This window comes from Pedobacter sp. UBA4863 (genome assembly GCF_002399615.1).
GTDB lineage: Bacteria > Bacteroidota > Bacteroidia > Sphingobacteriales > Sphingobacteriaceae > Pedobacter.
Window position 1 is genome coordinate 1 of sequence record NZ_DHDZ01000001.1, and the last position, 231, is coordinate 231.

Below are 231 nucleotides of genomic sequence, written 5' to 3' on the forward strand. Positions count from 1 at the left end.
TTATTGATAATGCACTACGGGTTCTATGTCATTGCTAGAGGCTCTGCTTTAGAAACAAAAAACCAATTAATTTACGGCACTAAAGCAACGTGTTTTTTGGATGTTACACACTTATAATCAGGACACAACGCCAACACACAGTCTTTCCTGCCCTCATGCCGGGCATTGGCACTCCATTTTTTCGCTTTTTGTTTATCACTTTCAGTTGAGCTCAAGAGAGCTTCGCTGTTT